General features: G+C 70.2%; 28 protein-coding genes and 1 tRNA gene. 11 read left to right on the top strand and 18 right to left on the bottom strand.

The features are described from left to right. The coding region (locus ACJMNC_RS16610) for an ATP-binding cassette domain-containing protein (protein WP_408949068.1) at positions 1-1,038 on the top strand (1,038 nt) is incomplete at its 5' end. Between the two features lie 22 nt (positions 1,039-1,060). Here ACJMNC_RS16610 and ACJMNC_RS16605 read toward each other — a convergent pair. Both ACJMNC_RS16605 and ACJMNC_RS16600 read right to left on the bottom strand, forming a co-directional pair. Further along, complete coding sequence (locus tag ACJMNC_RS16605; protein WP_408949067.1) at positions 1,061-1,810, bottom strand: ABC transporter ATP-binding protein; 750 nt, start codon at positions 1,808-1,810, stop codon at positions 1,061-1,063. Then, positions 1,807-2,901: an ABC transporter permease gene (locus tag ACJMNC_RS16600; RefSeq protein ID WP_408949071.1), complete on the bottom strand. Its 1,095-nt coding sequence runs from the start codon at positions 2,899-2,901 to the stop codon at positions 1,807-1,809. Before ACJMNC_RS16600 ends, ACJMNC_RS16605 begins: the two co-directional genes overlap by 4 nt. Positions 2,902-3,050: 149 nt before the next feature. On the opposite strand from ACJMNC_RS16600, the gene ACJMNC_RS16595 reads away from it, so the two are divergent. Both ACJMNC_RS16595 and ACJMNC_RS16590 read left to right on the top strand, forming a co-directional pair. Continuing rightward, entirely contained in the window at positions 3,051-4,241 is a 1,191-nt protein-coding gene (locus ACJMNC_RS16595; protein ID WP_408949066.1) for a sensor histidine kinase, read from the top strand. After that, positions 4,238-4,858 (top strand): response regulator, encoded by a 621-nt coding sequence (locus tag ACJMNC_RS16590; protein ID WP_408949065.1) that lies wholly within the window; start codon positions 4,238-4,240, stop codon positions 4,856-4,858. Before ACJMNC_RS16595 ends, ACJMNC_RS16590 begins: the two co-directional genes overlap by 4 nt. A 59-nt stretch (positions 4,859-4,917) precedes the next feature. Here ACJMNC_RS16590 and ACJMNC_RS16585 read toward each other — a convergent pair whose 3' ends face one another. Then, positions 4,918-5,223 (bottom strand): SelT/SelW/SelH family protein, encoded by a 306-nt coding sequence (locus tag ACJMNC_RS16585; RefSeq protein WP_408949064.1) that lies wholly within the window; start codon positions 5,221-5,223, stop codon positions 4,918-4,920. A gap of 51 nt (positions 5,224-5,274) precedes the next feature. Between ACJMNC_RS16585 and ACJMNC_RS16580 the strand changes: the two genes are divergently transcribed. Then, positions 5,275-6,405 carry an NAD(P)-binding domain-containing protein gene (locus ACJMNC_RS16580; protein WP_408949063.1) on the top strand — a complete coding sequence of 377 codons (1,131 nt, stop codon included), beginning with the start codon at positions 5,275-5,277 and terminating at the stop codon, positions 6,403-6,405. Positions 6,406-6,453: 48 nt separating this feature from the next. Next, on the top strand, positions 6,454-7,455 hold the full coding sequence (locus tag ACJMNC_RS16575) for an enoyl-CoA hydratase/isomerase family protein (RefSeq protein ID WP_408949062.1): 1,002 nt from the start codon (positions 6,454-6,456) through the stop codon (positions 7,453-7,455). 19 nt (positions 7,456-7,474) lie between these two features. Here ACJMNC_RS16575 and ACJMNC_RS16570 read toward each other — a convergent pair whose 3' ends face one another. The 4 genes from ACJMNC_RS16570 to ACJMNC_RS16555 all read right to left on the bottom strand — a co-directional run bounded on the left by ACJMNC_RS16570 (position 7,475) and on the right by ACJMNC_RS16555 (position 11,426). Continuing rightward, positions 7,475-8,149 carry a hypothetical protein gene (locus ACJMNC_RS16570; protein ID WP_408949061.1) on the bottom strand — a complete coding sequence of 225 codons (675 nt, stop codon included), beginning with the start codon at positions 8,147-8,149 and terminating at the stop codon, positions 7,475-7,477. Continuing rightward, entirely contained in the window at positions 8,149-9,753 is a 1,605-nt protein-coding gene (locus tag ACJMNC_RS16565) for a peptide chain release factor 3 (RefSeq protein WP_408949060.1), read from the bottom strand. Before ACJMNC_RS16565 ends, ACJMNC_RS16570 begins: the two co-directional genes overlap by 1 nt. A gap of 63 nt (positions 9,754-9,816) precedes the next feature. Then, on the bottom strand, positions 9,817-10,836 hold the full coding sequence (locus tag ACJMNC_RS16560) for a beta-ketoacyl-ACP synthase III (protein ID WP_408949059.1): 1,020 nt from the start codon (positions 10,834-10,836) through the stop codon (positions 9,817-9,819). 146 nt (positions 10,837-10,982) lie between these two features. After that, positions 10,983-11,426, bottom strand: coding sequence for an HIT family protein (locus ACJMNC_RS16555; RefSeq protein WP_408949058.1), 444 nt, complete (start codon positions 11,424-11,426; stop codon positions 10,983-10,985). A gap of 126 nt (positions 11,427-11,552) precedes the next feature. Between ACJMNC_RS16555 and ACJMNC_RS16550 the strand changes: the two genes are divergently transcribed. Next, positions 11,553-12,242, top strand: coding sequence for a DUF805 domain-containing protein (locus ACJMNC_RS16550; protein ID WP_408949057.1), 690 nt, complete (start codon positions 11,553-11,555; stop codon positions 12,240-12,242). A gap of 50 nt (positions 12,243-12,292) precedes the next feature. On the opposite strand, the gene ACJMNC_RS16545 is transcribed toward ACJMNC_RS16550, so the two are convergent. Continuing rightward, positions 12,293-13,399 (bottom strand): beta-ketoacyl-ACP synthase 3, encoded by a 1,107-nt coding sequence (locus ACJMNC_RS16545; protein WP_408949056.1) that lies wholly within the window; start codon positions 13,397-13,399, stop codon positions 12,293-12,295. 158 nt (positions 13,400-13,557) lie between these two features. Between ACJMNC_RS16545 and ACJMNC_RS16540 the strand changes: the two genes are divergently transcribed. Continuing rightward, on the top strand, positions 13,558-14,397 hold the full coding sequence (locus ACJMNC_RS16540) for an SGNH/GDSL hydrolase family protein (RefSeq protein ID WP_408949055.1): 840 nt from the start codon (positions 13,558-13,560) through the stop codon (positions 14,395-14,397). 79 nt (positions 14,398-14,476) lie between these two features. On the opposite strand, the gene ACJMNC_RS16535 is transcribed toward ACJMNC_RS16540, so the two are convergent. From ACJMNC_RS16535 to ACJMNC_RS16515, 5 genes are read right to left on the bottom strand one after another with little or no spacing between them, the layout of a single operon-like run. Continuing rightward, positions 14,477-15,748, bottom strand: a complete 1,272-nt coding sequence (locus ACJMNC_RS16535; protein ID WP_408949054.1) for an MFS transporter — start codon at positions 15,746-15,748, stop codon at positions 14,477-14,479. Continuing rightward, complete coding sequence (locus ACJMNC_RS16530) at positions 15,748-17,103, bottom strand: GH1 family beta-glucosidase (RefSeq protein ID WP_408949053.1); 1,356 nt, start codon at positions 17,101-17,103, stop codon at positions 15,748-15,750. Before ACJMNC_RS16530 ends, ACJMNC_RS16535 begins: the two co-directional genes overlap by 1 nt. A gap of 11 nt (positions 17,104-17,114) precedes the next feature. Next, positions 17,115-17,246 (bottom strand): sigma factor-like helix-turn-helix DNA-binding protein, encoded by a 132-nt coding sequence (locus ACJMNC_RS16525; protein WP_408949052.1) that lies wholly within the window; start codon positions 17,244-17,246, stop codon positions 17,115-17,117. Between the two features lie 30 nt (positions 17,247-17,276). Next, positions 17,277-17,837, bottom strand: coding sequence for an aminoacyl-tRNA hydrolase (gene pth, locus ACJMNC_RS16520; protein ID WP_408949070.1), 561 nt, complete (start codon positions 17,835-17,837; stop codon positions 17,277-17,279). A gap of 8 nt (positions 17,838-17,845) precedes the next feature. After that, positions 17,846-18,454, bottom strand: coding sequence for a 50S ribosomal protein L25/general stress protein Ctc (locus ACJMNC_RS16515; protein ID WP_408949051.1), 609 nt, complete (start codon positions 18,452-18,454; stop codon positions 17,846-17,848). Between the two features lie 158 nt (positions 18,455-18,612). On the opposite strand from ACJMNC_RS16515, the gene ACJMNC_RS16510 reads away from it, so the two are divergent. Next, positions 18,613-19,071: a limonene-1,2-epoxide hydrolase family protein gene (locus ACJMNC_RS16510; protein WP_408949050.1), complete on the top strand. Its 459-nt coding sequence runs from the start codon at positions 18,613-18,615 to the stop codon at positions 19,069-19,071. 18 nt (positions 19,072-19,089) lie between these two features. On the opposite strand, the gene arsC is transcribed toward ACJMNC_RS16510, so the two are convergent. After that, positions 19,090-19,431 (bottom strand): arsenate reductase (glutaredoxin), encoded by a 342-nt coding sequence (gene arsC / locus ACJMNC_RS16505; protein WP_408949049.1) that lies wholly within the window; start codon positions 19,429-19,431, stop codon positions 19,090-19,092. 72 nt (positions 19,432-19,503) lie between these two features. Between arsC and ACJMNC_RS16500 the strand changes: the two genes are divergently transcribed. Continuing rightward, on the top strand, positions 19,504-20,109 hold the full coding sequence (locus ACJMNC_RS16500) for a hypothetical protein (protein WP_408949048.1): 606 nt from the start codon (positions 19,504-19,506) through the stop codon (positions 20,107-20,109). Here ACJMNC_RS16500 and ACJMNC_RS16495 read toward each other — a convergent pair. The 3 genes from ACJMNC_RS16495 to glmU all read right to left on the bottom strand — a co-directional run bounded on the left by ACJMNC_RS16495 (position 20,054) and on the right by glmU (position 23,047). Further along, positions 20,054-20,467 (bottom strand): MmcQ/YjbR family DNA-binding protein, encoded by a 414-nt coding sequence (locus ACJMNC_RS16495; protein WP_408949047.1) that lies wholly within the window; start codon positions 20,465-20,467, stop codon positions 20,054-20,056. The genes ACJMNC_RS16500 and ACJMNC_RS16495 overlap by 56 nt on opposite strands. A 106-nt stretch (positions 20,468-20,573) precedes the next feature. After that, positions 20,574-21,551: a ribose-phosphate diphosphokinase gene (locus tag ACJMNC_RS16490; RefSeq protein ID WP_408949046.1), complete on the bottom strand. Its 978-nt coding sequence runs from the start codon at positions 21,549-21,551 to the stop codon at positions 20,574-20,576. Beyond that, entirely contained in the window at positions 21,548-23,047 is a 1,500-nt protein-coding gene (gene glmU, locus ACJMNC_RS16485) for a bifunctional UDP-N-acetylglucosamine diphosphorylase/glucosamine-1-phosphate N-acetyltransferase GlmU (RefSeq protein WP_408949045.1), read from the bottom strand. Before glmU ends, ACJMNC_RS16490 begins: the two co-directional genes overlap by 4 nt. A gap of 130 nt (positions 23,048-23,177) precedes the next feature. On the opposite strand from glmU, the gene fabG reads away from it, so the two are divergent. Together fabG and ACJMNC_RS16475 are read left to right on the top strand one after the other, a co-directional pair. After that, positions 23,178-23,933, top strand: a complete 756-nt coding sequence (fabG, locus tag ACJMNC_RS16480) for a 3-oxoacyl-ACP reductase FabG (protein ID WP_408949044.1) — start codon at positions 23,178-23,180, stop codon at positions 23,931-23,933. A gap of 69 nt (positions 23,934-24,002) precedes the next feature. After that, a tRNA-Gln gene (locus tag ACJMNC_RS16475) sits at positions 24,003-24,074 on the top strand. Positions 24,075-24,248: 174 nt separating this feature from the next. On the opposite strand, the gene ACJMNC_RS16470 is transcribed toward ACJMNC_RS16475, so the two are convergent. Then, entirely contained in the window at positions 24,249-25,736 is a 1,488-nt protein-coding gene (locus ACJMNC_RS16470; protein ID WP_408949043.1) for an FAD-dependent oxidoreductase, read from the bottom strand. Between the last annotated feature and the right edge of the window lie 317 nt (positions 25,737-26,053).

Raw genomic sequence — 26,053 nt, 5'->3', positions numbered from 1 at the left:
CCCAAGTTCCGGATCGACGCGGCCAACCAGCTCATCGAGAACGTGCCGCCGCCGCGCGACACCCTGGCCCTGAACCGGCTCGCGGTGGCCCGGCTCGGCCAGCAGGTCGTCGACCTCGAGGACGCCGGGGTGAGCTTCGACGGGCGCGAGGTGCTCCGCGATGTGCAGTGGCGGATCGCGCCCGGCGAGCGCACCGCCGTCCTCGGCGCCAACGGTGCCGGCAAGTCCACGCTGCTGGCCCTGATCGCGGGCACCCTGGAGCCGACCGCCGGCCGGGTCAAACGCGGCAAGACCGTGCAGCTCGGGGTGCTCGATCAGCAGTTCAGCCAGCTCGACGAGATCGTCGGCGACCGGGTGCGTGATGTGCTCGCGAACTACCGGACCGGCTACGAGATCGACGGCAAGGAGTTCACCCCGGCCCAGCTGCTCGAGCGGCTCGGTTTTGCCCGGGAGCATCTGTCGGCCCGGGTCGGCGAACTCTCCGGCGGCCAGAAGCGGCGCCTGCAGCTGCTGCTGGTGCTGCTCTCCGAACCGAACGTGCTGATCCTCGACGAGCCGAGCAACGACGTCGACACCGACATGCTCGCCGCCATGGAGGATCTGCTCGACTCCTGGCCCGGTACCCTCATCGTCGTCTCGCACGACCGCTACCTGCTCGAGCGGATCACCGACCAGCAGTACGCGATCGTCGACGGGCGGCTGCGGCATCTGCCCGGGGGAGTGGACGAGTACCTGCGGCTGCGCAGCGAGCAGGAGCCGGCGCGCGAGAGCCGCCGGTCCGCGCCGGCGGCCGCGAGCGACGAGGCCACCGGGATGTCGGGTGCGCAGCGTCGTGCCGTACAGAAGGAAGTGGCGTCGATCGAGCGCCGGATCGAACGGCTCGGCACCGAGGTGTCGTCGCTGCACACGCAGATGGCCGAGCACGAGCAGGACGACTACGCGGGGCTCGAGAAGCTCGCGGCCCGGCTCCGGGCCGCCGAGGGGGAGACAGCCGAACTCGAAGAACGGTGGCTGGAGCTGTCCGAGCAGCTCGGCTGACGCCGCCGCGAGTCCCCGGGACCTATGCGATCGCGGCCTCGCCCCGTCCGCCGACGGCCGGCGATGCGCCCGGAGATGCGGTGTCCGGCTGGACGATCCGCCCGTCGACGATGGTGACCAGATCGTCGAAGAGGTCGCGGTGGATCAGGTCGTGGGTCACCAGCAGGGTGGCGGTGTCCCGTTCGCGTGTGAGACGGGCGATGAGCTGCATGATCTCGGCCCCGCGTTCCTGATCGAGCGCGCTGGTCGGCTCGTCGATCAACAGCACCTGCGGCTCGTGGACCAGTCCGCGGGCGATCGCGACCCGCTGGCGCTGCCCGCCGGAGAGCTGGTGCGGGCGTTTGCCGGCGTGTTCGCTCAGACCCACGGCGTCGAGCAGCTCGTCGGCCCGGGCGTCGATGCGCGCACGCCGGGCCCGGCCGGTGCCGCCGAGCCGGCCCATCACCTGCACCTGCTCACGCGCGGTGAGCGCCGGCAGCAGATTGGACTGTTGGAAGACGATGCCGATCTGCTCGCGGCGCAGCGCGGCGGCCTCGCGCTTGGTGAGCTGCGCGGCGTCGATCGCGGCGCCGCCGTCGCCGATCAGGACCCCGCCGGAGTCCGGGCGGATCAGGGTCGCGGCCACGGCGAGCAGACTCGATTTGCCCGAGCCGGACGGCCCGGTGATGCCGGTGACGGTGCCGTTGTCGCCGCGCAGCGAGACGTCGTCGACGGCGGTGATGCGGTTGTCCCCGTCGGGGAAGGTGAGGGTGACGTTCTGCAGGTGGATCATCGGTTGCTCCCCAGTGCGGTCAGCGGATCGGCTTTGGTGACGGAGCGCAGCGCGAACGCGGCCCCCGCCAGGCCCAGCACCGCCAGGGCGGCGGCCGGGGCGAGGGTGGTGAGCGGACTGACCAGGAAGGGCAGCGCCCGGCCGGCGAGCGTGCCGAAGCCGACGACGGCGACCAGACCCACACCGATCCCCGCCACCAGGACCACCAGCGCCTGCCCGAGCGAGTCCCGCACCAGCGAGGCGGTGCCGGCGCCGAGCGCCTTGAGGGTGGCGATGTCGCCGGCGCGCTGCATGGTCCACACGGTGAAGAAGGCGCCCACGACCAGCGCGGAGATGCCGAACAGCAGCACGATCATCAAACCCAGCGAACCGATCTCGGATGTGAACGCTTCCAGCGCGGTCAGGCTCCACAGCTTGGTCTGCGCCACGGTGCCGGTCCGGTGGCCCACCGCCGACCAGTCGGCGTCCCCGGAGACCGCCAGCACAGTGGCCTCGCCGGTGCCGCCGACGCGTGTGCTGGCCGCACTCCACGCGTCGAGGGTCATGGCCACGACCGGGGTGTGGCTGTACCAGAGGTCGTCGCCGATCGTGGCCACCGTGTAGGTCTGGCCGGTGATCGAGATCTGGTCGCCGACGCCGACGCCGAGGGTCTCGGCGGCACCCGACGACAGACCGACCTGCGTCGCGGTGTGCGGGGTGAGCGCGGGCAGCGGCCCGGAAGCGCCGTCCCGCGGCGGCTGCGCGGGCATTCCGAACAGGGCCACCCCGACCGGATCGCCGGTCCCGCCGGCGGCGGCGCGTGACTGGACGATCCCGATGGGGGTCACCGCATCGACGCCCTCGGCGTGCCGCCATGCCCGAACCGTGTCCTCGTTCAGCTCCGAGGTCGCATAGCTCGGGTCGCCGCCCTCGGGCTGCTGCAGGACCAGCCGGTCGCCGGGCAGCGCCAGCACGCCGGAGACGTTCTGGTTGGCCAGGCCACCGGCCAGACCGGACAGGAAGCCCACGAGCAGGGTGATCAATGCGACGACGGCCGCGATGAGCAGGAACCGGCCGCGGGCGAACCGCAGCTCTCTCCATGCGACGAACACGATGGTGCCTTTCCGTCCGTGCACGCTGCCCGGACTCCTTCGACTATCGCGCCGGCGGGCACCGTCGCACATCGCCAGAACCGTCGGATCGTGAGTCGAACTTTCGGTTGATGACCGCGGCCCGGCCGCTCGCATAGGCTCGGGGAGTCATGCCGCCCACGACCCTGGCCCCGGTGTTCACCGGCCTCCGCTACGGCCTGCACGCCCTGATCCTCGGGCTTGCCGGTTTCGCCGTCGTGCGCGCCTTTCTCGTCTCCTCATCGGTCGCGGTGTGGACGCTGATCGTCGGAATCGCCTTCGTCGCCGTGTATCTGGCCGGTGCCTGGGCGGCCCGGGTCCGCAGCGCGGTGCTCGCCCGGCGCGGCGTGGTCGTCGGCTGGGTGATCGTCCTGACCCTGCTGTGGGCCGTGCTGACCGGGCTCGGGCCCGAGGGCGCCTACCTGGTCTTCCCGCTGTTCTTCCTCTACCTCAACGTGCTGCCCGGCGCCGGCGGATACGCGGCGATCGTGGTGACCACCGTCTATGCGATCGTCGCGCTGGGCCTGCACCTCGGCTTCAGCGTGGGCGGGGTCGTCGGGCCGCTCATCGGCGCCGGCGTGGCCCTGCTTATCGGGCTGGCCTACCGGGCCCTGCTCCGGGAGGCCGACATGCGTGAGCAGTTGCTCGCCGAACTGATCCGCACCCGCCGCCAGCTCGCCGACACCGAACGCGAACAGGGCGCCCTGACCGAGCGCGCCCGGCTGGCCCGGGAGATCCACGACACTGTGGCGCAGGGGCTCTCGTCGATCCAGATGCTGCTGCGCGCCGCCGAACGCGACGTCCCCGAACCCGGTGCGGGCTACCTGCGACTGGCCTGCGAGACCGCGGCCGAAAGCCTCGCCGACACCCGGCAGATCATCGGCGAGCTCACCCCGACCCGCCTCGACGACGGCCTGGCCGCCGCCCTGCGCCGCCTGGGCTGCGAACAGTCTCAGCGCGCCGCAGTTCCGGTCGAGGTGGCCGCCGACGACCTCGACCTGCCCATGGGCACCCAGACGGCGCTGCTGCGCATCGCTCAGGGCGCCCTCTCGAACGCCGTCCGTCACGCGGACGCCACCCGGATCACGGTGGCACTGGGACGCGAGGGTGCAGCGGCCACGCTCAGCGTGCGCGACGACGGGTGCGGCTTCGACGCGGCCGCCGTCGCCGCGCACCCGCACGAGGCGGGCTCCTTCGGGCTGCAGGCCATCGGCGAACGCGTCGAACAGCTCGACGGCACACTCACCATCGACTCGGCGCCGGGGCGTGGCACCGCCGTCACCGCCCGGCTGCCGATCGCCGAGAGCGGCGGCCGCGCATGATCACGATCCTGCTGGCCGACGACCATCCGGTGGTGCGCACCGGACTGCGGGCCATGCTGGCCGGCGACCCCGACCTGACCGTGGTGGGCGAAGCGGCCACCCCGGACGAAGCCGTCGCGCTCGCCACCGCGGCGGCCCCGGACGTCGTGCTGATGGATCTGCAGTTCGGCGTGGAGCAGACCGGCGCCGACGCGACCCGCCGGATCCGCGCCCTCGATGCGCCGCCCGCGGTGCTGGTGCTCACCAACTACGACACCGACGGCGACATCCTCGGCGCCGTCGAAGCCGGAGCCAGCGGCTATCTCCTCAAAGACGCTCCGCCCGAGGAACTGATCGCCGCGATCCGCGCGGCCGCCGCCGGTGAGACGGCGCTCGCCCCGGCCATCGCCGGCCGACTGCTGGCCCGGATGCGGTCACCGCATCCGAGCCTGAGCGCCCGCGAGACTCAGGTGCTGCGTCTGGTGGCCGGCGGCGCCTCCAACAGCCACATCGCGAGCCGGCTGCACATCACCGACGCCACCGTGAAATCGCATCTGGTGCACATCTACACCAAACTCGGTGTCTCCTCGCGCACCGCGGCAGTGGCCGCCGCCCGCGAGGCCGGCATCCTCCGCTGACACCCGGCGCCCCACGGCCCTCGCGGCCCGGCCCGCGCGGCCGTCGGTCGACGCCCCGCTCAGCTGTCCGCCGGAGCCTCGCTGTGGCCGAGCTGCCAGTCGGGCAGGGCGGCATCGCGCAACCGTCGTTTGAGTTCAGCGGCATCGGGAAAACCGCCGTCGCGCTTGCGTTCCCAGATCTGCAGCGGCTCGCTCGCGCCGTCCGTCAGCACGTCGATGCGGAAGACGCCGCCGGTGCCCGGCACCAGCGTGACCGCGGCCAGATCGCTGCCGAAGGTGCTGAGCAGTTCGCCGGCGAGCCAGGAACTGCGGAGCAGCCAGTTGCATTGCGTGCAGTAGGTGATGGTGATCGACGGACCGGTCATGCCTTCGAGCGTGCCACACTCGGTGGGACGGCGAACGAGAGGCGAGTGGCGATGACCGCACCCGAGAGCGCCGGCGCCGCGAAGCGCGTCGACGTGCTGGTGATCGGTGCCGGGCAGGCCGGACTGTCGGCGGCCTATCACCTGCGCCGCCGCGGCTTCGTCCCGGCCGGCCCAGCCGGAGGCTCCGCGCCGGACGCGCCGCCGGAGTTCGTGGTGCTCGACGCCGAGCAGGCCCCCGGCGGCGCCTGGCAGCACCGCTGGGCGACCCTGCAGATGGGCACCGTCAACGGCATCTACGAGCTGCCCGGCGAGCCGGTGCCGACGGCCGATCCGGAGGCGAGCAGCCGGGAGGTGCTGCCCGCGTACTTCGCCGGCTACGAGCAGCGCTTCGGACTGAACGTGCACCGGCCGGTCACCGTCTCGGCGGTCCGCCGCGGCGACGACGACCCGCACTCGCCGCTGATCGTCGAGAGCACCGGCGGCATCTGGGCGGCGTCGTACGTCATCAACGCCACCGGCACCTGGACCCACCCGTACTGGCCCTACTATCCGGGCCGCGACCAGTTCGCCGGGCGTCAGCTGCACGTGCACGACTACGTCTCCGCCGACGAGTTCGCCGGGCAGCGGGTGGTGATCGTCGGCGCCGGAGTCTCCGCGCTGCAACTGCTCGACGAGATCTCGGCGGTCACCGACACCTTCTGGGTGACCCGGCGCGAACCGGTCTGGGAGGACGCGCCGTCGTCCCGGCACCTGGCCGATGCGGTGGCCGGGGTGGCCGAACGCACCGAACAGGGCCTGCCCGGCACCAGCGTCACCCGGGCCACCGGCATGTTCCGGTCGCCGTGGGTGCTGCGCGCGCAGGCCCGCGGCGCACTGGTGCGCCACCCGATGTTCACCCGCGTCGAGCGCGACGGCGTGCGGATGCCCGACGGCTCGCTCGAACCGGCCGACGTGATCCTGTGGGCCACCGGATTCCATCCCGCCGTGAGCCATCTGGCACCGCTGCGGCTGCGCACCCGCCAGGGCGGTATCCGGGTGCGCGACGGCCGGGCGCTCGACGAACCACGCCTGTTCCTGATCGGCTACGGCCCGTCGCAGTCCACCGTCGGCGCCAACCGCGCGGGCCGTGACGCGGCCGTGGCCATCGTGGCCGAGCGCCGCGCACCCGGCCGCCGGCGGTGACCGGGCGGGCCCGGCCGGCCCGCGCCGACGGTGCGATACCGTGACCCCATGTCCAGCATCCGCAGCACGGTGGCCAACGGGGTCGGCGAGATCGTCCTCGACCGGCCCTCAGCCCTCAACGCCCTCGACCAGTCGATGATCGACGACATGTTCCAGGTCCTGCAGGAATGGGGCGACGACGACGCCGTCGAGCTGGTGCTGGTCACCTCCAGCAGCCCGCGGGCCTTCTGCGCCGGCGGCGACATCCGGGCCATCCGCGAGCATGCGCTCGCCGGCGACGCCGAGGCCATCACCCGGTACTTCGCCGGCGAGTACCGGCTCAATCAGCTGATCGCCGAATATCCGAAACCCTATGTGGCGCTGATCGACGGCGCGGCGATGGGCGGCGGTCTGGGGATCAGCGTGCACGGCGAGATCCGGGTGGTCACCGACAAGGCGCTGATCGCCATGCCGGAGACCGCGATCGGCTTCTTCCCGGATGTGGGCGCCACCTACTTCCTGCCCCGCCTGCCCGAGGGTGTGGGGCTGTGGCTGGGGCTGACCGGCGCGCGGATCGGCGGCGCCGACGCGCTGGCCGTCGGCCTGGCCACCCACTATGTGGCCTCCGAGCAGCTCCCGGCGGTGGCCGAGCGCATCCGCTCCGGTGCTCCGCTGATCGAGGTCCTCGGCGACCTGCCGCCGGCACCCGGTTCGGAGCTGCCGCTGGACAAGATCGCCGGCTACTTCGAACTGGACTGCGCGCCGTCGACCATCATCGGCGGCCTGTCGGGCAGCGCGGACGAGTGGGCTCAGGAGATGCTCGACCTGCTCTCGGCGGCCTCGCCGACCAGTCTGGCGGTGACCGGTGAGCTGATCGCCGCCGGTGCGCACTCGTCACTGGCGCAGTGCCTGGAACGGGAACTGCATGCCGCAGAGGTGATCACCGCCGGGCACGACTTCGCCGAAGGCGTGCGCTCGGTGCTGGTGGACAAGGATCGCAACCCGGCCTTCGAGCCGGACCGGCTCGACGACGTCGACGGCGCCCTGGTGCGCCGCATCGTCGGCGACTGAGCGTCACAGCCGATCCCGGTCAGGGACGGATCTCGAACCAGCCGGACAGTGCCGCGGTGGCGGGGTGCGGGGTGTCCTGCCCCTCGTAGTCGACGTCGTCGCTCGGATCGAACGGGTTGGCCGGCGAGGCATAGGCCTGCGGACAGTCGAAGCGGCCCGCCGCCCGTGCCTTGCTCACCGCGGCGAGCGCGAGCGTGCAGTGATCGGTGTGGAAGTAGTTGCCGTGCACCGCGACTCCCACCTGCGCGGGGATCGGTGCCGACACCTGCCGATACCGCCGGACCTGGCCGTCGCCGAGCGGCGGCAGGATCGCGGGGGACAGGTCCACGGCCAGGAACTCGAGCTGGGCGCCCTGTCCGGGGCCGCCGGAGAAGGTGAAGAGCAGACTGTCCGGCGGCACCTGTGGGTCGGCCGGACCGGATTTGGTGAAGCGCAGACAGCTCGCCGCACCGTCCGCCGGCCGCAGCGAGACGGTCAGCGAACCGGTCGTGTAGCGCAGGCCGTAGCCGGTGCGCTCGATGGTGCCCCGATCCGGGGTGCGGTCGCACTCGGACGACGCCGGCGTCTGAACCGTCGCCGAGCCGGCCGAGTCCGCCGGATCCGGCTGCGGCGCAGTGTCATCGGAGCATGCGGTCAGACCCGCCGCGACCGCGATACCGGCGACCGCAGCCGAGGTCCATCGCGCGCCGATCATCAGTCCGCGGCGGCCACGAGCGGCTCCAGCGTCAGCTCGGAGTGCTCCTTCTCGATGAACTGGAGCCGCCACTTGTCGCTGAACAGCGCCAGGATCGCGCCGTCGCTGCGGTGGAAGACCTCCACGCCGCGCTGCCGGGACAGTTCGGGTGCGCTCTCCTCGTCGGTCCGGCGGGCCAGCGAATAGCCGAGCGGCTCGATCACCGTGTCGACGTTGAACTCGGCCTTGAGGCGGGCGGTGACCACCTCGAACTGCATGGGCCCCACGGCGGCCAGCACCGGGGAGGCGTCGCCGCGCAGATCGTTGCGCAGCACCTGCACCACGCCCTCGGCGTCTAGCTGGTCGATGGCCTTGCGGAACTGTTTGTACTTGTCGGCGGTGGTCACCCGCAGCGCCGAGAAGTGTTCCGGCGCAAAGGACGGGATCGGCGGATACTGCACCTTCGGCTCGATGTAGAGGGTGTCGCCGGGTGCCAGCGCCATGGCATTGACCAGACCCACCACATCGCCCGGGTAGGCGGTGTCGACGGTGGACCGGTCCCGCCCGAAGACGGCCTGCGCGTACTTGGTGGCGAAGGGTTTGCCGGTCTGCGCGTGGGTCACCACCATGCCGCGCTCGAACTCGCCGGAGACGATCCGCATGTACGCCAGCCGGTCCCGGTGGCTCGAGTCCATGCCGGCCTGCACCTTGAAGACCACCGCGCTGAACGGATCGGTCACCGCGCGTTCGGTGCCGTCGATCCCGGTGCGGCCGGCCGGCGCCGGTGCGAACTCGACGAGCGCCTCGAGGAGCTGGCGCACACCGAAGTTGAGCATCGCCGAGGTGAAGATCATCGGGGAGGTCTGACCGGCCAGGAACATCTCCTGGTCGTGGTCCTGGCCCAGTTCGGAGAGCAGCTCGCTCTCCTCGGTGGCCGCCGTCCAGGCATCGCCCTCGCGGTCGGCGGCGGCATCGGCGTCGACCAGTTCCTCCGGGGCGATCTTGGCGCCGCCGGCGGTCCGCTCGAAGTGAATGTACTCGCCGGTGCGCCGGTCGAGCAGGCCGCGGAAGTCGCCCGCGATGCCCACCGGCACGTACAGCGGGGTGGGGATGAGCCCGATCCGCTCGGTGATCTCGTCGATCAGCTCCAGCGGGGTCTGGCCGGGCCGGTCCCACTTGTTGACCACCGTGATCACCGGGATCCCGCGATGCCGGCACACCTGGAACAGTTTGAGGGTCTGCGGTTCGAGACCCTTGGCGGCGTCGATCAGCATGACCGCGGCGTCGACGGCGGTGAGCACCCGGTAGGTGTCCTCCGAGAAGTCGGCGTGACCGGGGGTGTCCACCAGATTGATCACACTCGGTTCGCCGCCGCTGTGCACCGCGTCGTAGCTGAACTGCAGGGCGGTGGAGCTGACCGAGATGCCGCGCGCCTTCTCCATCTCCATCCAGTCCGAGACTGTGGATCGGCGCCCGCCCTTGCCGTGCACGGCGCCGGCCTCGCTGATCATCCGCGCATGCAGTGCCAGCGCTTCGGTCATCGTCGACTTACCCGCATCCGGGTGGGAGATGATCGCGAAGGTCCGACGGCGCTTGACCTCCCGCGCGATTGCCTCTGAACTCACCCGTCCACGGTATCGGGTGGGCTCATCCCGGGCTAATCGCCCGCCGTCCGGCCGGGCGGCGCCTCACTCGAAGGGGATGGGCGGCATGGTGACCACCTGGGCGGCGTAGCTCAGGCCTGCGCCGTAGCCGAGCAGCAGGGCGGTGTCGCCGGGCTTGGCCGCACCGGTGGAGAGCATCTGCTCCATCGCCAGCGGAATGGACGCGGCCGAGGTGTTGCCGGTGGTCTCGATGTCGTTGGCCACCAGGGTGGTCTCCGGGAAGTGCAGGCTGCGCGCGAGCAGATCGTTGATCCGGGTGTTGGCCTGGTGGGGGACGAAGACGTCGATGTCGGAGGCGTCCACCTTGGCCACCTCCAGCGTGCGCTGAGCCACCTTGCCCATCTCGAAGGCCGCCCAGCGGAAGACCGCGGTGCCCTCGAGGCGGATGTACGGCCGGTTGCTGTGGTCGTCGCCGTTGAGGTAGCTCAGCCAGTCGATGTCCTGCCGGATGGCGTCGAACTGGGTGCCGTCGCTGCCCCACACCACCGGGCCCATCTCCAGTTCCTTGGTGGGGCCCATCACCACGGCGGCGGCGCCGTCGCCGAAGATGAAGCAGTTGGTGCGGTCGGTCATGTCCAGGGTCACCGACAGCTGCTCGGAGCCGATCACCAGCACGTGGCTGGCGCTGCCGCCGCGGATCATGTCGCTGGCCAGGGCCATCGCGTAGCCGAAGCCGGCGCAGCCGACGGTCACGTCGAACGACGGGACGCCGTTGGCGCCGAGCTCGGTGGCGATCTTGGTGGCGCCGGCCGGGGTCTGCAGCAGGTGGGTGTTGGTCGCCAGGATCACCGCGTCGATGTCGGAGCCGGAGAGCAGCGCATTGGCGATGGCCTTGCGGCCGGCGCTGATACCCATCTCGACGACGTTCTCCTCCGGGGCGGCGAACCGTCGGCTCTTGATCCCGGTGCGGGTGTAGATCCACTCGTCGGAGGAGTCGATCTGCTCGCAGATCTCGTCGTTGGTCACCACGCGTTCGGGACGGTGCGCCCCGATACTGAGGATGCCGAACGTGTCGATGCCGGAGGCCTGCGCCAGTGCGACCATGGATCTACTCCCTTGCGTGTGTCAGTAGTCACCGACAACGCTCTCATGCGAGGCCGGTTACCTGGAAGTAGTGATTGCCGGGCGCGGCGTTACAGCACAGTGCCGCCGGCGGCCGCTTTTCCGGAGCGCCGGACCACGACGACGGATCAGCCGGCCGCCGCCGACAGCTGCGCGGCCAGCGCCGACAGCTCCGCCGGATCGCCGGGGACGTCCGGCCGCCACGGCAGCCGCAACTGATCGCGGCCGGTGTCCCGGTAGCGCGGAATCACGTGCAGATGGAAGTGGAAGACGGTCTGCCAGGCCGGCGCGCCGCAGCAGTTGAGCAGGTTCACCCCGTCGGCGCCGAGTCCGCCGTCGGCGGTCGGCGCGGTGAGCACCCGGGCGATGCGCTGCGCCATCAGCGAGCAGGCCGCCAGATCGTCGGCCGGGATCTCCAGCAGGTCGCGACTGTGCGCCCGCGGGATCACCAGGACGTGCCCGGCATTGGCCGGGTTGATGTCGAGGAACGCCACCGTGGCGGCGTCCTCGGCGACCGGGTACGAGGGCGCCGTCCCGTCGACGATGCCGCAGAAGATGCAGTGGGCGGGCACGGGATCCTCCTGGTGGGGCGGGTGTCGCCTCACCGTACCGGGTCGCCGTCGGACGGCGGCGCGCGCTTACGATCCCGGTGACCGAGACCGGCGACCACCGGCACCGGTTCGCTAAGGTGAGCAGCTATGACTCAGGAATCCGACGGCCGGGACGATCCGCAGAGCCCGCAGGGGCAGGATCAGCCGGGCGCCTTCCAGCAGCCCCATCCGCAGCAGCCGTACTACGGGCAACAGCCGTCCTACGGAGAGCAGCCGTACGGACAACAGCCCTACCCGGGACAGCCGTATGGTGGCCAGCCCTACGGGGGACAGCCGCCGTACGCGGGACAGCCGTACGGTCAGCCCGGATATCCGGCGGGATACGGCTGGCCGGGCGGGCGTCCGGAGGGCACGACCGATCCCGACGATCTGACCCTGCCGCTCTACAACGCCACCATGGGGCAGGCGGTGCAACGGTTCTTCCGCAACTACGTCAACTTCTCCGGCCGGGCGTCCAAGCGGGAGTACTGGTGGGTGGCGCTGTTCAACCTCATCGTCTACATCGTGATGGGCGTGCTCGCCGGCCTCATCGCCGTCGCCGCCGGGACGTCGGACGAGGTGCCGCCGGCGATCATCGTGGTGCTGGCTCTGGTGGGCCTCTACGGGCTGGCGGTGCTCCTCCCGCAACTCGCCCTGGGGGTGCGCCGGTTGCACGATGCCAACCAGTCCGGACTCTGGCTGCTGTTCCTGCTGGTGCCGACCATCGGCAGCATCACCTGGCTGGTGGTGGGCCTGCTCTCACCCAATCCGCTGGGCGTGCAGTACGACCGCCGCTGACCGTCGCTGATCCCCGGACCGTCGCTCACCGTCGGTCCGGGGATCAGTCTCTAGTTCTCGAGGTCCTCGAAGCTGGTGACCTTGGGGGCCGGCGGCATGGTGGCGACCATCGCCGCGTAGCTCAGGCCGGCGCCGAAGCCGAGGATCAGCGAACGCTCGCCGCCCTTGGCCTTGCCGGTGGCCAGCATCTCTTCGATCGCCAGCGGGATGGACGCGGCCGAGGTGTTGCCGGTGAACTCGATGTCGTTGGCCATCGGCAGGTCGTCGCGGAAACCGAGGTTCTTCTTCATCAGCTCGTTGATGCGCGCATTGGCCTGGTGCGGAACAAAGACCTCGATGTCGTCGGCGTGCACGCCGGCCGCGTCGAGGGCGCCGGTGAGCGCCTTGGGCAGGGTGATGGCCGCCCAGCGGAACACCTGCTGGCCCTCCATGCGCAGCAGCAGCCGGCCGACCGGCTCGGTCTCGGGATCCTTGTGCTGGTACTCCTCGGCCCGGTCCATGTAGACCTTGGCGTCCATGTTCTGGCCGATGGCGTTGGCGTGCTCACCGTCCGAGCCCCACACCACCGGGGAGATGCCGTTCTGCTCGGAGGGGCCGATCACCACGGCGCCGGCGCCGTCGCCGAAGAGGAAGGCGGTGCCGCGGTCGGTGGGGTCCAGGCTCAGCGACATGGTCTCGACGCCGAGCAGCAGCACGTTGGTCGCCGCGCCGGACCGGATCAGGCTCGAGGCCACACCCACGCCGTAGCCGAAGCCGCCGCAGCCGGCGACCAGGTCGAAGGCGGGCACGCCGTTGATGCCGAGCTCGTAGGCGATGGTCGGGGCGCCGTGCGGCACGTACACCGGCCAGGTGCTGGTGGCCATGATGACCGTGTCGATCTCGCTGCGGTCGATTCCGCTGTTGACGATGGCGCGCTCCCCGGCCGTGACGGCCAGGCTCTGGGCGCTCTCGTCGCCGCTGATCCAGCGACGGGCGCGGATGCCGGAGCGTTCGACGATCCACTCGTCGGTCGAGTCGAGCGTCTGACAGAGTTCATCGTTGGTGATCAGCCGTTGCGGCCGGCATGCGCCGACGCCCAGCATGGCGATGTTCTTCTGTCCGCCCGAAGCGATTTCGGCCACGTTTCCCACTCCTCCGCACTGTGAGCCGCGACGCATGCGGCCTTCTTTCGGTGATTGTAAGCGGAGGGACTTTGTGCCCGGTGCGGCGAGTCCGTCGAAACCGGCACGGATGATCGATTCCCCGCCTCCGGAGCCGTCGATCGTTTGGGTTACAGTCGATTTACTGTGAAGTAACTTACGAAACGAGGTCGATTGTGAAGAAGACTGCATTCGGCGTGCTCGCCTCGGTGGCACTGCTCGTCGCCGGGGCCGCAGGGGTGCCCTCGGCGCAGGCCGCGCCGGATCTGGGGAAGCGGGGCGCCGCCTATGTCTCGCTCGGCGACTCCTATGTGGCTGCCGGCGACAACGTCAACGGCGTGAATGTGACGCCGGGCTGTCAGCAGGCCCCGGACAACGTGGGCCATCTGGTGGCGGCGCAGCTCAAGGTGAGCTTCGCCGACTGGTCGTGCAGCGGCGCCGACACCGACGACATCACCAAGAACACCGAGATGGGCCCGCAGGTCAACGGCCTCGGCCCGGCGACCAAGTACGTCTCCCTCTCGATCGGCGGCAACGACGAGGGCATCTTCGGCGACTATGTGGCGGCGTGCATCATCGACGCGCGCTGCACCGACGCCATGCGCCGGCAGACGCTGGCCAAGATCGACCGGCTCGGACCGAAGCTCGACTCGACCTATGCCGCGGTCCGCGCTGCCGCGCCGAACGCCGAGGTGGTGGTGATGCGCTACCTGCAGATCGTCCCGCGCGATCCCAGCGGCTGCTTCCTCGGGGTGAGCATGGGCAAGGCCGGGGCGGCGTTCGCCAACCGGGTGCAGGACTCGCTGAACGCGACGATCTCCGCCTCGGCCAAGAAGATCGGCTTCACCGTGGTCAACAGCAACCAGAAGCCGGGCCGCGACATGTGCGCGCCGGACGGGCGACGCTATGTCTCGCTGACCGGTCTGGGACCGCAGGACCACGGGACCCCGGTGCACCCGACGATCGCCGGCCGCAAGTACAGCGCGGCACTGATCGCGGCGGCCTTCCAGGACTGAACGACGACACGTCCGTCCGTATCGGTGGCGGTCCGGCCTGCGCGGCCGGGTCGCCGCCGATCTGCTTCCCGGGAGGGGCTCAGGCCGCGTTCGGCGTGGTGGGGGCCGGGGCGGGGACTCCGGTGTCGCGGGCGATGCGGGTCGCCAGCCCACCGACCAGTGACAGCGCCGACGCGGCGGCGAACAGCAGCCAGAAGTCGCCGACGGCGTACACCAGGCCGCCGCCCAGAACCGGGCCGATCAGCTGACCGAGCGCGGCGGACGTGTTCACCACGCCCAGATCCCGGCCGTGATCGGCCTGCGCGGGCAGCAGATCGGTGGCGAAGGCCAGTCCGACGGTGGAGAAGGCGCCGTAGCCCACCCCCATCACGGCGGCGGCGACCAGCGTCGCGGTGAAGTTCGGTGCGGCCAGGATGATCAGGCCGCTGACCGCCTGCACTGCCGCCGCAGCCACGGTGAGACCGCGCCGGTGCCCGCGCCGGTCGGCGACCAGTCCGGAGACGATCGACGACCCCACCACGAAGACCGTGTACACCACCACCAGCAGCAGCAGATTGTCCTCGGCGGCGGACTCCTCCTGATCCAGGCCGTACATCAGAAAGAACAGCAGCAGTGCGGTGCCCAGTGCGTTGCCGATGTTGGTGACGAGCCGGCCGGTGAGCATCCAGGCGAAGTCGCGGTCGCGCAGGGCGGCGAACGGGTCGTGCTCGGCTCCGGCCGCGCGCACCATGGCCGGCGACGGCGGATCCGGCAGCGCCAGCGCCGCCCCGCCGCCGATCACCGCGATGGCCACCGCCAGCAGGATGTAGCCGGACAGGGTGGACAGCCCCAGCAGGACCACCACGCCGACACCCACCACCACGCCGAGCGCCTGGGAGGAGCCGACGGCGGCCGAGGCCGCCCCGCGCTGATCGGGCGGGAGCTGGTCGGCGATCATCGCGGCGAATGCGGCGGAGGTGACCGCGACGCCCACCGAGACCCCGATCCAGGCGGCGGCCACCAGCAGCGGGCTGTGCGCGAAACCGGTGAGGATCAGGGTGATCGAGGTGGTGGTGACGCCGCCGAGCGCCCACACCCGGCGCCGGCCGCCCAGCCGGCGCGGCATTGCGGTGCCGTCCGTGCGGTCGGAGAGGGTGCCGGCCAGCGGTCCGGCGAGCACGCCGACCAGTCCGCCGACGCCCAGGATCAGTCCGGAGACCACCACCCCGTGCACCCATCGTTCCCCGTCGCCGGAGATCTCCGAATTCAGTTGCAGCGGCAGCAGCAGTTGCAGCGGGGTGAGCTGGACCATCCAGATGGCCAGCCAGGCCAGGGTGAAGAGCGTGAGCCAGCGACGGCCCACTCGGGGCATCAGCGGGCCTGCCCGCCGCGATGCGCCGCGATGACCCGGCGGTACCAGTCGTAGGAGGCCTTCGGCGTGCGGGTGCCGTCGGCGAAGTCCACGTGCACCAGCCCGAAACGCTGACGGTAGCCGTCGGCCCACTCGAAGTTGTCGAGCAGTGACCACACCGTGTACTCGGCCACGTCGGCGCCGCCGTCGATCGCCTCGGCGACGGCCCGCAGATGGCCGTCCAGGTAGCCGATGCGGTCCGCGTCGTCCACCGGCCCGGCCGTGTCGGGCTCGGGGAAGGACGCGCCGTTCTCGCTGATGATCAACGGCGGCAGCACATCCCGGTACCGGGCGGTGAAGTCGAGCAGCAGATCGCGCAGCGCGTCCGGCAGGATCGGCCACTCCGGACCGAAGCCGGTGACCGGCGCCCCCGGGGTGGGCAGCAGATCGAAGGGGATCGGGCTGTCGGCCGGCGGCGCACCGACCGTGGTCGGGTTGTAGAAGTTGATCGCGTAAAAGTCCGGTGCGGTGGAGATGATCTCCAGATCGTCGCCCTGCACCGGCATCTCGAGTGCCCCGAAGGGACTCAGGTCGGGGTAGGTCCCGAGCAGGACCGGGTCGGCGAAGAGCCGGTTGTGCAGCACGTCGTAGGCGTCGGCGGCGGCCCGGTCGGCCTCGGTCTGCAGGGCGGTGAGCACTCGGGTGTGGTTGTTGGCCAGCCCCACCTCGGCGGCGCCGGCGGCGCGCAGCGCCCGGGCGGCCAGGCCGTGCCCGAGGAGCTGATGGTGCACGGTGGGCAGGGCGTCGAAGAGCATCAGCCGTCCGGGCGCCAGATCGCCGATGCCGTATCCCTGCAGGGTGGTCATCGCGGGCTCGTTGACGGTGTACCAGTGGGCCACCCGATCACCCAGGTGTTCGGCGACGACGCCCGCGTACTCGGCGAAGCGGTAGGCCGTGTCCCGGGACAGCCAGCCGCCCTCCGCCTCGAAGCCCACCGGCAGATCCCAGTGGTAGAGGGTGGGGAACGGGGTCACCCCGGCCTCGAGCAGCGCGTCCACCAGCCGCGAATAGTAGTCCAGCCCAACGGGATTGACGGTGCGGCCGTCGGGCATCACGCGCACCCACGACAGGGAGAAGCGGTAGCGGTCCAGTCCCAGTCCGGCGGCCAGGGCCACGTCCTCGGCCCACCGGTGGTAGCTGTCCGGCCCGGGATCGGCGGTCGATCCGTCGATCACCTTGCCCTCGGTGTCGACCCAGTCGTCCCAGATGCAGCGGCCCCGCCCGTCGGCGTGCCGGGCTCCCTCGATCTGGAAGGCGGCGGTGGCGGCGGACCAGCGGATCGGTCTGGTCAGCATCGGCAGATCGGTGCGTTCCATGCGATCGAACGTTACCGCAGCCGGGCGGCCCGGTAGCGGTGACCTTCGACCGTGCGCACCGAGAGATGGAGTCGGCGGGCGATCTCCTGATTGCTCAGTGCCGAATGCAAGAGTGCCGTAGATCGTGACGGGGATAGCGTCACGATCTACGGCACTCTTGGAGCTACGAATCGCTACCAGGCGTGCACGACATTCTGCGCCGCCTCCAGGCCCTGCTTCACCAGCAGCTCGGTGGCGTCGACGCCGTTCGAGATGAGCAGCTCCACCTCGGCGCGGTCGGCCGACGGGAAGGGCTTGAGAACGAAGTCGGCCGGATCCTGGCGGCCGGGGGGACGGCCGATACCCAGCCGAACCCGCAGATAGTCGCGGGAGCCGATGGCCGACGAGATCGAGCGCAGCCCGTTGTGGCCGCCCTCGCCGCCGCCGCGTTTGAGGCGCACCTGACCGAAGTCGATGTCGAGCTCGTCGTGCAGCACGATCAGCTCGTCCGGTGTCACGCCGTAGTACTTGATCAGCGGGCCGATCTGGCGGCCGGTGGTGTTCATGTAGGTCCGTGCCTTGGCGACCAGCACCGGCTCGCCGCCGATCCGCACGGTCGCCACCTCGGCGCCCGAGCGCTTGTGCACGGTGTACTTCTCGCCGTACGAGAAGACCAGGCCGTCGGCGGTCATCGCGCCGATGTTGTGCCTGGTCTTCTCGTAAGCGGGACCGGGATTGCCCAGTCCGACGATCAGCGTGGGAATTACTCCGCAGCTTCCTCGGCGGCCTCGTCCTCGGCAGCCTCCTCGTCCTCGGGCTCGGCGGCGGCCTTGGCCTCGTCGACGGCCACCAGGACGGCGTCCGGGCTGGTCACCAGGGTGGCGCCGGTCGGCAGCTCCACGTCGGCGGCGGTGATGATGGTGCCGACCGGCTTGTCCTCGACCGAGACGACGATGTGCTCCGGGATGTTCAGGGCGTCGGCCTCGATCTCCACGGTGCTGGCTTCCTGGACCACCAGGCCGCCGGGGCCGGGCAGGCCCTCGATCGACAGGGTGACCTCGACGGTGACCTTCTCGCCGCGCTTGACGATCAGCAGGTCGACGTGCTGGATGAAGTCGCGGATCGGGTGCACGTCCACCTGGCGGGTCAGCGCCAGCTGGCTCTTGCCCTCGATGTCCAGGTCGATGACGGCGTTGAGGCCGTTGTAGCGCAGGATGGCGGCCAGCTCGCGGGCCGGCAGCAGCAGGTGCTGGGCGTCGTTGCCGTGGCCGTACAGCACGGCGGGCACCTGGCCCTCGCGGCGGGCGCGACGGGCGGCGCCCTTGCCGCTCTCGGTACGGACGGTGGTGGTGAGCTTGGGGGACTCGGCCATTTTCTCTCCTGATGTCGGGAACCCGGAGGCATCCGGGCTCGGCGGTGACGCATCGCAGCGAGCAGCGGAGAGAACACGAAAGAATGAATCCTCGTCGCGCCGATAACGGTGATCGCTCACCCTCGCCGAGACAACGGTCGGAAGCCTATCATGGCGCCATGACCTCGCAAAAACCCACTGACCTCGTCGAACAGTTCCTCAGCGATCTCGCCTCGGGCCGGGTCGACGCCGCACTGGCCGAGGTCGACGAGCAGATCGTCTACACCAACGTCGGTTTGCCCACCGTGCGCGGCAAGCGGCGGTTCTCCTCGGTGATGCGCGGACTGAACGGCGACTTCATCGGCTTCGACGCCCAGATGCTGGCGATCGCGGCCGACGAGGCCGGGGTGGTGCTCACCGAACGGATCGACGAACTGCGCTTCGGTCCGCTGCGGCTGCGCTTCTGGGTGTGCGGCCGGTTCGAGGTGATCGAGGGGCGGATCGCGGTGTGGCGCGACTACTTCGACGTGTTCGACTGCACCAAGGCCGCCGTGCGCGCACTGGCGGCGCTGGTGATCCCGTCGCTGCAGCGTCCGCTCGACGAGCCGCTGAGCCGCCGCGAACCGTCGCTCAGCTGACGGGGCCGGGGTTGCGGCTCAGAGGATCTCGTCGACGTTCTCGATCGGCCGGGCCAGCCGGGTGCCCTTGTCGGTGACCACGAAGGGCCGTTCGACGAGCACCGGATGCTCGACCATCGCGTCGAGGATCTCGTCGTCGGAGGCCTCCGCCAGATTCAGCTCCTTGTAGAGCGCCTCGCGTTTGCGTGCCGCCTGGCCGGGGGTGAGGCCGGCCGCGGCGAACAGCTCGGTGAGCTGCTCCTTGGTCCAGCCGGTGTCCAGGTATTTCACGACGGTCGGCTCGATCCCGGCCTCGGTGAGTTTGTCGAGCGTCTTGCGCGAGGTCGAGCAGCGGGGGTTGTGGTAGATCGTCGCGTCCATGACCTCACGGTACCGGGGCGCCCCGGCGCCGGGGCTTCACGGCGACAGTCCGGGGCCCTACGCTGGAACACTGTGCGGCCGTGGACAGTGCTGGTGGCCGTCGCCGCGGTGGTGGTGACGGCGAGCGCCTCGGTGCTGTCGGCCGGTCTGCTCACCGCCGGACCGGCCTGCGCCTGCAGCTGCGTCATGCTCGCCCCCGAGTCGCTGGTGCAACAGGCCGACGCGGTGGCCGTCGGGACCGCCACCGCCGTCGACGACGTCGACCAGGGGCGCGAGATCACGTTCCGGGTCGACCGCGGCTACATCCGGGAACTGCCCCGCGAGATCACCGTCAGCACCGGATCGTCGAGCGCCTCGTGCGGCGTGAGCGTCCGGGTGGGCGAGCCGGCGCTGCTGGTGCTGCGCGACGGACCCGACGGCTGGTCGAGCACCTCGTGCAGTTCGCTCGGGGTGACCGAGGACATCGTGGCCCGGGTCGCGGGACCGGCGCTCGAACCGGTGGGCGCGTCCTCCGGCCCCGGGGACGGCCAGGACTCGGCCGGCTCCGCGTCGACGGCCCTGGGCTGGGCGTTCGGATCGCTGGCGGTGGTCGTCGTCGCCGGCGTCGGGGTGCTCTGGTGGGTCAGTCGCCGGCGATCTCGGGATGGGCGCCCAGGAACTCGCGGGCCAGCCGGCTAGGCGCGCGGTCGAGCCAGGCGTCGGTGATCATCTCGGCGAGTTCGTCGTCGCCGATCGCGTCGAGCCGGGCCAGGACCGACGGATAGCCGTCGAAATGCGCGATGGTGAAGTAGATGTCCGGGGCGGCGGCGATCAGCTCGGCCTTGGCGGTCTCGTCGGCCACTCTCAGTCCGATGATCTCCCCGGCCGGCGGCTCCTCGCCGCGGGCCGCGAATTCGGCCAGGTCGGTCTTGCGCAGCGGCCGCTCCCACACGAAACCCTTGCCGTGCACCCGGAACATCTGGTTGCCCCAGGAGGTCTTCTCCGAAGTGTCCGGCAGGGCCAGGGCCAGCCGGCGGACGTCGTCGAGAGTCGCCATCTCTTCACGGTAGACCCGCGCGCCCGGACGGACCGGGCAACGGCGAAGCCTCCGCCTATCGGGGCTGCGGACGGGCACCGACCGGCGGAGGCTTGACTGTGGAGGCTCAGGCGTTGCCGTTGAACAGGCTGGTGACCGAGCCGTTCTCGAAGACCTCACGGATGGTCTGGGCCAGCAGCGGGGCGATCGACAGTACGGTGAGGTTCTCGAAGTGCTTCTCCGGCGGGATCGGCAGCGTATCGGTGGCGATCACCTCGCGGGCGCCGCAGGAGGCGAGCCGCTCGGCGGCCGGATCGGAGAAGACGCCGTGGGTGGTGGCGATGATGACGTCGCCGGCCCCGGCCTCCTTGAGCACGTTCACCGCGCCGGCGATGGTTCCGCCGGTGTCGATCATGTCGTCGATCAGCACGCAGGTCTTGCCGGCCACCTCACCGACCACCCGGTTGGACTTGATCTGGTTGGGCACGTCAGGGTCACGGGTCTTGTGGACGAAGGCCATCGGCGCGCCGTCGAGCGCGTCGGCCCACTTCTCGCCCACCTTCACGCGGCCGGCGTCGGGGGAGACCACGCAGATGTTGTCGGTGCCGTAGTTCTCGCGCACGTACTCGGCGAGCTGGCCCTGGGCGTGCATGTGATCCACCGGGCCGTCGAAGAAGCCCTGGATCTGGTCGGTGTGCAGATCGACGGTGACGATCCGGTCGGCGCCGGCGGTCTTGAGCAGGTCGGCGATCAGGCGGGCCGAGATCGGCTCGCGGCCGCGGTGCTTCTTGTCCTGCCGGGCGTACGGGTAGAAGGGCAGGATCGCGGTGATCCGCTTGGCCGAGCCGCGCTTGAGTGCGTCGATCATGATGAGCGTCTCCATGATCCACTGGTTCATCGGCGCCGGGCAGCTCTGCAGCACGAAGGCATCGCTGCCGCGCACGGACTCCTCGAAACGCACGAAGATCTCACCGTTGGCGAAGTCCCGGGCGGTTTGCGGGGTCACTGGAACACCCAGCTGCTCGGAGACCGCCTGCGCCAGCTCGGGGTGGGCGCGACCAGCGAACAGCATGAGGTTCTTCTGGTTGTCGATGGTCCATGTCATGGGCTGGTCTCCTGGTGCGGATCGGTCGTACGGTCGTGCTCTTGCCGGGCGGCGCGGGCTGCCTGCGCTGCCTTGCTGGTGGGCCGCTTACGCAGCACCCAGTCCTCGAGGTTGCGCTGCTCGCCGGCGGACACGGCCAGCGCGCCCTCCGGGATGTCGTGGCGCACAACAGTTCCGGCGCCGGTGTAGACGCCGTCGGCGATGGTGACCGGGGCGACGAACATGTTGTCCGAGCCGGTCCGGCAGTGGTCGCCGATCACCGTGCGGTGCTTGTTCTCGCCGTCGTAGTTGACGAAGACCGACGACGCCCCGATGTTGGAGTAGTCGCCGATCTCGGCGTCGCCCACATAGGTCAGATGGGGGACCTTGGTGCCGGTGCCGATCTGCGCGTTCTTGGTCTCGACGAAGGTGCCGATCTTGCCGGCCTCGCCGAGCCGGGTGCCCGGCCGCAGGTAGGCGAACGGGCCCACGGTGGCGCCGGCGCCGATCACCGCATCCCGGCCGTGCGTGCGGATCACCTCGGCGCCCTCGCCGACCACCACATCGCGCAGCGTGGTGTCCGGGCCGATCACCGCGTCCGGGCCCACCACGGTGTGGCCCTGCAGCTGGGTGCCGGGCTCGATGTGCGCGTCCTGGCCCAGCTGGACGTCCACGTCGATCCAGGTGGTGGCCGGGTCCACCACGGTGACCCCGGCGCGCTGATGGGCGGCCACGATCCGCCGGTTGAGTTCGGCGCCGAGCTGCGCCAGCTGCACCCGGTCGTTGCAGCCGGCCACCACGGCCGGATCGTCGACGATGTGCGAGCGCACTGTGGCACCGGCGCGCCGGGCGACGGCCACCACGTCGGTGAGCAGGAACTCGCCCTGCACGTTGTCGGTGGACAGTTCGGTCAGCGCCCGCCGCAGCAGCGCCGCGTCGAAGGCGTAGATGCCGGCGTTCACCTCGGTGATGGCGCGCTGATCCTCGTCGGCATCCTTCTGCTCGACGATGCCGCTCACGCCCGTGCCGTCGCGCACGATCCGGCCGTAGCCGGTGGGGTCGTCGGCCTCGAAGCTGGTCAGGGTGACCGCGGCGCCGCCGTCGGCGGTGTGCTCGGCGAGCAGTGCGGCCAGGGTCGGGCCGTCGATCAGGGGAGCGTCGGCGACGGTCACCAGGACGGTGCCGGAGAAGTCGGCGGGCAGTCCGGTGAGCCCGGCCCGGGCGGCATCACCGGTACCGAGCGGCTCGTCCTGCACGGCGATGTGCACCGGGGTCTCGAGCTCCTCGGCGACGGCGGTGATCTCGGCGCTCACGCGTTCGCGTTCATGGCTCACCACGGCCACCAGCGCGTCGGCGCCAATACCGTCGGCGCCGTGCAGGGCGTGGCCGACCAGTGACCGGCCGCCGATCCGGTGCAGGATCTTGGGAGTCTTGGACCGCATCCGGGTACCGGCTCCGGCGGCCAGGATCACAACGGCGAGCTGCCCATTGCCTGGTCCGCTGGGCTGTCCGGTCATCAGCGCTCCTGGGTCGAGTTCGTGCTGGGCGCGCAGGCGCCCGCAAAGGAATCACCCGCAGCCGTCGATCCTACGGCCCACATGTGCCGCGACGGTAGTTAGGGCGCGGGCGAGCCGGTACGGTCAAGCCATGACCACCCAGAAAGTTGCGATCGTCACAGGTGCTGCCCGCGGAATCGGATCGGCCGTGGCGCAGCGGTTGGCGCAGGACGGGATGAGCGTGGCCGTCCTCGACCTGAACGAGGACGCCTGCCGGCACACCGTCGACGCCATCACCGCCGCGGGCGGTCACGCGGTGGCGGTGGGGGCGGACGTCTCCGACGAGGACCAGGTGATCGCCGCCGTGGATCGGATCCTCGAGCGGCTCGGCGCGCCCACGGTGCTGGTGAACAATGCCGGCATCATCCGCGACAACCTGCTGTTCAAGATGACCGTCGACGACTGGGACACGGTGCTCGGCGTCCATCTGCGCGGGGCCTTCCTGATGAGCAAGTTCTGTCAGCGACACATGGTCGAGGCCGGCTGGGGACGGATCGTGAATCTGTCGAGCACCTCGGCGCTGGGCAATCGGGGACAGGCCAACTACTCGGCGGCCAAGGCCGGCATGCAGGGCTTCACCAAGACGCTGGCGCTGGAGCTGGGCCGGTTCGGCATCACCGCCAATGCGATCGCCCCGGGTTTCATCGCCACCGACATGACCCGGGCCACCGCCGAACGCATCGGCGTGTCCTTCGACGACTTCATCGACGCTGCGGCCCAGGAGACGGCGGTGAAGCTGGCCGGCCAGCCCGAGGACATCGCGAACGCGGTCAGCTTCTTCGCCGGCGAGGCCGCCCGCTATGTCAGCGGCCAGGTGCTGTACGTGGCCGGCGGGCCGGTCGACTGACGGTCCGGACCTGAGGGGAGACGGGCGTCGCCTCCACCGGGCACTGTGGCAGAATCGAGGCCGCATTGATCCGCCGTGGTGTAATCGGCAACACTCCTGATTTTGGTTCAGGCATTTCAGGTTCGAGTCCTGGCGGCGGAGCTCGGTAGATGTGCTGGTAACAGCGATATTGATGTCGACCGACGGCCCGGGTAGGGCTTGCGGATTCGCCTCCCGCCCGGACCGGTGGTGCTGCCGTGATGGAACGGTCGGTCGTGAGCGGAATTGAGGGCGCGCTTCCTCCGACGACGCGATCGAGTGAGCCCGACCGCCGCGTCAGACCGCGGGCGTCTCGTTGGCGGCCGCGCTGATTCCTGCTCGGCGCCCGAAGAAGCTGCCGTCGCCCAGGCTGGCGCCACTCGCGTAGCCACCGCTGCAGATTCCCGACGTGCAGCGCCCGGCAGCGAACAAGCCTGCAATCGGCTCACCGCTGACATGGAGAACCTCAGAATCGACGGTGGTCTTGACACCTCCGAGCGGGAAGCCGCTGGTCGAATTTCTCAGGTCGAACACGGCCAGCGGGCCCTCGAGCGGACGAACCCACTCCGGCTTCTTTCCGAATGCAGGGTCGCTGCCGGTGAGCGCGTGCCGGTTGTAGAAGTCGATGGTCGTGGTCAGCGCGTACGGCGGCAGCCCCATGCTGTTCTCCAGCTCTGCATGGGATTCGCTCACCCAGGTCGGTTGCGGGCGGGCCATCACCGAACGTGTGGCGACCGCGGACTCATAGCCGTTCTCGTCCATCACCAGGAATGCCGAGTTGCCCTGGCGGAACAGGACCTCCTGACCGAGAATTCCGCCGTAGGTGTCCTCGGTGGCGAAGCGCTGGCCGCTGGAATTGACCAGAATCCCGCGGGCCACCAGCTGCATATCGACATGTAGAGCTACTTCCGCGGCGTTCATATGCGTGGTTGCCGCCCCGAGCGCCTGGCACATCCGGATCGCACGGCCGTCGTGCGCTTCTATGGCAGATCCCGGCCGGCCGAGGAGATGCGGAACATGCTCTCGAACCATCTCCTCGTCGAAGGCGAAACTCCCCATCGCGAGAACTACGCCACGGCGTGCGCGGACCGCCAGCCGAGAGCCGTAACGCTTGGCAATGATGCCGGTGACTCGACCGTCACCGTCGACGACCAGACTCTCGACCCTGATGTCGTACTCTGCGCGGACGCCCAAGGATTCGGCGGTTTCCACCAGAGGCTTCATCAGCATGTAGCCACCACCGCGTTCGCCGGTCTTCTTGTTCTCCATCTGCGGTAGATGCCCGCGAGGTGCGGGAGCGACCAAATCCTTGAAGGGAGCGGCATTCTCGCCGCCGGAGTACATCAAGCCCTCGTCGCCGCGCGGTTCCCATCCCGGCTCGCCGTAGAACGCCTCGCGGAAGGGTACGCCGGCTTCCACCAGCCAGTCGTAATGCGCGACGCTTCCCTCGCAGTAGGCGTCGATCTTCTCGTCGTCGGTTCCAGGCCCGAACGCAGCCTTCATGAATGTCTTCATGTTGTCGACGGTGTCCTCGAAACCGCATGCCCGCTGAAGTGCCGTGCCGCCGCCGAGATAAATGAAACCGCCCGCCATCGCCGCAGCTCCACCCCATCCGCCGCTGCGCTCGAGGACGAGCACATCGGCTCCGGCGCGGGCCGCCTCGACCGCGGCGGAGGCGCCGGCCACGCCATAACCGGCTATCACGACGTCGGCCTGATAATCCCAAGAGATCACGTCGTCGTGGGCCGTCGGAACAACAGTTGAGTCAGACACGGTGGCTTCCATTCAGAGACTTGTATTGAGCTTCCCGAGATCACTCGATATCGGCGCACCGGCGCTCGACGGTGATCATGTCCATTGACTCACTGCGTGTCCAGATCGCCCACAGGTCTTCCCAGTGATCGGGAGGAGCCCCGGGTGCCCAGGGTGGACCGGCGGACGCCCCACCCCGCTGCTCGACAGCCTGTGGCTAAGTGTAGGCTAAGCTAATTATGATGGTTCTCGTCGGTGCTCGACGTCTCCGGGCACTGCTCCTGGTCGCTGTTCTCGGCATTGCCGCAGCTCTCTCCGCTACACCCTCGTCGACTGGCGCCGCGGGTGCG

This window comes from Gordonia sp. VNK21 (assembly GCF_046098115.1).
Taxonomy (GTDB): domain Bacteria; phylum Actinomycetota; class Actinomycetes; order Mycobacteriales; family Mycobacteriaceae; genus Gordonia.
This window is presented reverse-complemented; position numbering and strand designations above follow the sequence as displayed.